This is a genomic window from Candidatus Dadabacteria bacterium (genome assembly GCA_026706695.1).
Taxonomy (GTDB): Bacteria; Desulfobacterota_D; UBA1144; order Nemesobacterales; family Nemesobacteraceae; genus Nemesobacter.
This window is the reverse complement of the sequence record JAPOYE010000114.1, coordinates 1-4,071: the sequence shown is the minus strand read 5'-3', so window position 1 is coordinate 4,071 and position 4,071 is coordinate 1. Positions and strand designations below refer to the sequence as shown.

The window sequence follows — 4,071 nt, the reverse complement described above, 5'->3', positions numbered from 1 at the left end:
TGATAGTCTGTTTTCACCTCTGCCGTTTTATCCATTGCCTGCTCGATTCCATTTTTGAATTTCCTTCTTTAGCTTTCTCGACAAAACGCGCAACAGGGCATTATTGGTATTTTCCTAATTTGAGTTCACGGTGTAATTTAGATTCCGGTACTCTTTTCACTGAGAAGGACCGATATGCAAGAGACAAAAGCCCTTATAGTTTCTCCGCACCCGGATGACCTTGAAATAGGCATGGGAGGAACTGCCTGCCTGCTTCTGGAAAAAGGTGTTGACGTGGTTTCCGTTATCGTTACGGATGGAAGGAGAAGTGCGAATCCCCTTGGTATTTCGCAGGAAGAGCTTGTGCAGACAAGGGAACGGGAAGTTAGGACATCCTCAGAGATACTCGGAGTGGAGGTTTCTCTTCTGGGGTTCTCCGACATGGAGTCCGATTCGAACAAGCGTGAATTCAGTTCCAGAATGGCGGAAGTAATAACAAATCTCCGCCCGGGGGAGATATACCTCCCGCATCCTGAAATTGACAAGCACAGAACCCACAGGACGGTTTCCCGCCTGACGCTTGATTGTCTCAACGCGGCGCTTGGGGAAAGCCCTTTTGAGTGTGAATGCTGGTTCTATGAGGTGTGGACGCCTTTTCCTTCATACGACCGGATCGAGGATATAACGTCTTTTGCCGACCGCAAGCGCCAGGCGATTGAGGCGCACATGAGCCAGACGTCCTACAAGGACTACACAGACGGCATAATGGGCCTTAACAGGTACAGGGGGGCTTTTCACGACACCGCGGACGGATTCGCGCCGCTTTGGGCCGAGGTCTTCATAAAGCATGACTCCGGGTGACCTTATCTCGGAACGTATTTTCTTTTCCTTGACCAGAGAAGCAGGTCAAACTCATCAAGACTGATTCCCAGTTCGCGAGAGGCTTCCGTCATAAGGTTTTCGGTTTCAAGGTATCTTTTTTTTGTCAGGGGATACTTCGTTTCGCCTATGATCCCCAGTTCGAAAAGGGATGCCAGATTGTTTCGGTCAAGAATCGCATAGCCTGAGAATCCCAGATTCCTCAGAAAATGGCTTGCCTGCATGTATCCGAGTCCTTTTATCCCGGGATTTTTCGCGAAGAAATCTCTTCTTTCCACCCTGTCTTCAAAGGAACTGACAAGTGATTTTAGAAGAAATCCGTGTTCTTTCCTAAGATATTCTCTGGTGAAAACGATATAGCGGGATGCGTTCTCGGCATATTTGTGAATTGCTCCAATACGTTCCAGCAGTTCGTCTTCTTCTCCGTCCACGAGCCTTTCTCCTATGACGCTCATGCATTGGCCGGCTATTTTGGGGCCGACCCCGGAACTCAGTATGCAGAATGAAAGTTCACGGAAGATCTGGCGGTCGTCAGCCTCCCGAAAAGCCTGCTTGAATTCCAGAAGCCGGTCCTGTATCTCTTCTTTTTTAAGCTCGTAGAGTTCCAGAAGCTCCAGTTTTTCTTCTTCCGTCATCCGAGGGACCCTGTTTTCCGAGGCGTCATTTCAGTATTTTGCCTGTTTTCTCGCTCCACAGAAACAGATCCATTTCATCGAAATCAAATCCGTTTTTCTCCGTGAATTTCTTGAACTTGTTCTCAATCTCAATGTATTTTGATCTTGAGTGCGGTGCCCGCGGAGATTCCGTTATACCTAGCTCGAAGAGACACTGGAGTATGTGTTTGTCAAGAATTGCGTAGCCGCGAAAACCAACATTTCTTAGAAAATGGCTTGCTTCCTTAAAACCGAGCCCCTTTATATCCTTGTTGAGCGCGAAAAAGTCTCTTCGCTCTGCCGGATCTTCAAAGGAAAGAAGAAGCGGTCTTAGCCTGAGCCCGTATCTGCTGGCCAAATAGTCTCTTGTGTGGATCACGTGTTTTGAGCGCACGTTTGGGAATCTGTAAACTCCCCGCAGTCTTGCCCTCAGTTCGTCCTCGCTTGCCCTCGGGAGTATGCTTCTTACGGCACTAAGCGCACTCAGTCCCATCTTGGCGCTCGTTCCGGCCGTGAATATGCAGAAGACGAGTTCTTCGAAGATTGCTTCTTCGGAGGCGTTTTTGATGATATTCTCAAATTCCCCGAGTTTCTTTCTTATTTCCGGGGCTTTGTGCGGAAGGTCTTTTCTTATTGACCGTACTGTCAGCATCCGGGATTTATTTGTAGATGACGAGGTTTCTTCCGGCGATCAGCATGGTTGAAGACATGTTGTTCCACCTCTTGATCTGGGAAACCGACACTCTGTAACGAAGCGCCAGCTCGCTCAGCGTGTCGCCGGGGATTATCTTGTGGTGCACCTTCTTCGGAACGTCCTGCGGCACGTAAGAGTGGGAAAGCCTCTGTGGAATGGAAAGGGTTTTCCCCGCTATTATAAGGGATCCCTTGAGGTTGTTAGCCCTTTTTATTTCGTCGATTGAAGTTCCGTATCTTTTTGCCAGAACGTAAATATTTTCCCCGGGGCGGATTTTGTGCTTTACGTATATGACGTTTCCTCTTGCGGGTATCTTAAGCCTCTGGCCGGGGCGTATGATCGTACCCGAGAGATCGTTTGCGTACTTGAGTTTCTCGACGGACGTTCCGAACTTCCTGGCTATCTTCCAGAGGCTGTCGTCAGTCTTTACGGTGTATCTTACCGGCCTTGTCCTGAAAGGAGTCTTAACGTCCTTCAGGGTCTCCACTTCGCTTTTAACGGCAAGGAGTTTTTCTCCGTAACCTTTGGGAACCTTGAGCTTATAGCTCTTTCCGGGGGGAGTGGAAAGTCCGACGAGCGAAGGGTTGTAATTGGAAATCTCCTTGTATCCCATGTCAAGGAGGTTGGCGATTTCCGCAATACTTTTTCTGGGTGGAACGCTCACGGCTTCGTAGTCTCTCCCCGTTTCCGTAATCCTGAAACCGTATTTCTCAGGGTTCTTGGCTATTATCAAAGCGGCGTTGAATTTCGGCACGTAGTTTCTTGTTTCCCTGGGAAGCCTTCTTGATACTGTCCAGAAATCGGTTGAACCTGTTCTCCTGATAGCCTTCGCCACTCTCTTCTCTCCGCAGTTGTAGGCGGCGAGGGCAAGTTCCCATGAACCGAATTCCTCATACAACTTCCTTAGATATCTGGCTGCCGCCAAGGTCGATTTCTCGGCGTGCATTCTCTCGTCTACCCAGTAGTTTATTTTCAGTCCGTATTTCAGTCCGGTCGGCCTTATGAATTGCCATAGCCCGACAGCGTTTTTTCTTGAAACGGCGCGTGGATTAAACCCGCTTTCTATAATAGGCAGATATGCAATCTCCTGGGGAACACCTTCGGAGCGAAGCATTTCCTTTATCTCCGGAAGATATTTCCCGGAGCGTTTGAGAATCACGGCGAAATTTTGTTTTCCTTTTCCTGAGAACCGTCGGATATAGCGATCAACCTTTGAGTTTCTTTTTATCTCGAATTTTATGTCTTCGTAGCTCTGCGAAGCGTCTGTGGGTTCGGCCTCTGAGATTTCTTCGGTTCCAGTCTCTGTCTGCTGGGCCTGTGGGCCTTGTTCGTCAGAACTAAGGGATGACTGGGCTGCAGGATTCGTATCTGTTTTTGCGGTTTCCTCAGCTTTTTTGCTCTTGTCTTCGGGGCTCCGCAAAGTGTCTGTAGGCTCAGCTTCTGGGACTTTTTCGGTTAGCTCGGTGGACTCTGCCTGTGCCCCTTGGACATGCTCAGGGAGTTGCGTCAGGCTTGAGGCGGTGACGGATGCCCACGGGAAAAAAACGGCGAGGAGAATACTAAGTATGACTGTTAAGTTCATGTTGATTTTCTCTGCGGAAATCCCGTCCATCTTAACTACTGTGATTCTTAAGTCAAAAGGGTGGGACGACAATACCCCGCGGAGGGACTTTCGGTTTATTTTTCCGTAAGTTATTTGTACAATAATTCTAACCACATAGTTTCAATAGTCAAAGTATGTTATGGAAATTTAGTAATAACTGGTAAGAACGGGATTTTTCGGGTTGTTATTTTTGGGAATTATATACATAAGAGCCTCTTGCAAAATTATTGATTCAAGCGACTTCCTGAAGAATCTTACCACTT

At 48.0% G+C, this 4,071-nt stretch carries 4 protein-coding genes; 1 reads left to right on the top strand and 3 read right to left on the bottom strand.

All coding sequences use genetic code 11. The annotated features are described in order from the left end of the window. Nucleotides 1-174 precede the first annotated feature (174 nt). Nucleotides 175-840, top strand: a complete 666-nt coding sequence (locus tag OXG10_08915; protein MCY3827473.1) for a PIG-L family deacetylase — start codon at nt 175-177, stop codon at nt 838-840. Between the two features lie 2 nt (nt 841-842). Here the strand turns inward: OXG10_08915 and OXG10_08910 are convergent, their stop codons facing one another. The 3 genes from OXG10_08910 to OXG10_08900 are packed head-to-tail and all read right to left on the bottom strand — an operon-like array spanning nt 843 to nt 3,787. Beyond that, on the bottom strand, nt 843-1,493 hold the full coding sequence (locus OXG10_08910; GenBank protein ID MCY3827472.1) for a hypothetical protein: 651 nt from the start codon (nt 1,491-1,493) through the stop codon (nt 843-845). A 25-nt stretch (nt 1,494-1,518) separates the two neighbouring features. Beyond that, on the bottom strand, nt 1,519-2,163 hold the full coding sequence (locus OXG10_08905; protein ID MCY3827471.1) for a hypothetical protein: 645 nt from the start codon (nt 2,161-2,163) through the stop codon (nt 1,519-1,521). Nucleotides 2,164-2,170: 7 nt separating this feature from the next. Continuing rightward, nucleotides 2,171-3,787 (bottom strand): LysM peptidoglycan-binding domain-containing protein, encoded by a 1,617-nt coding sequence (locus tag OXG10_08900; GenBank protein ID MCY3827470.1) that lies wholly within the window; start codon nt 3,785-3,787, stop codon nt 2,171-2,173. Nucleotides 3,788-4,071: the final 284 nt, after the last annotated feature.

What these genes read in the sequence shown, in the direction of transcription:
- OXG10_08915 (MCY3827473.1), top strand. Translation starts at nt 175, where the DNA reads ATGCAAGAGACAAAAGCCCTTATAGTTTCTCCGCACCCGGATGACCTT.
- OXG10_08910 (MCY3827472.1), bottom strand. Translation starts at nt 1,493, where the DNA reads ATGACGGAAGAAGAAAAACTGGAGCTTCTGGAACTCTACGAGCTTAAA.
- OXG10_08905 (MCY3827471.1), bottom strand. Translation starts at nt 2,163, where the DNA reads ATGCTGACAGTACGGTCAATAAGAAAAGACCTTCCGCACAAAGCCCCG.
- OXG10_08900 (MCY3827470.1), bottom strand. Translation starts at nt 3,787, where the DNA reads ATGAACTTAACAGTCATACTTAGTATTCTCCTCGCCGTTTTTTTCCCG.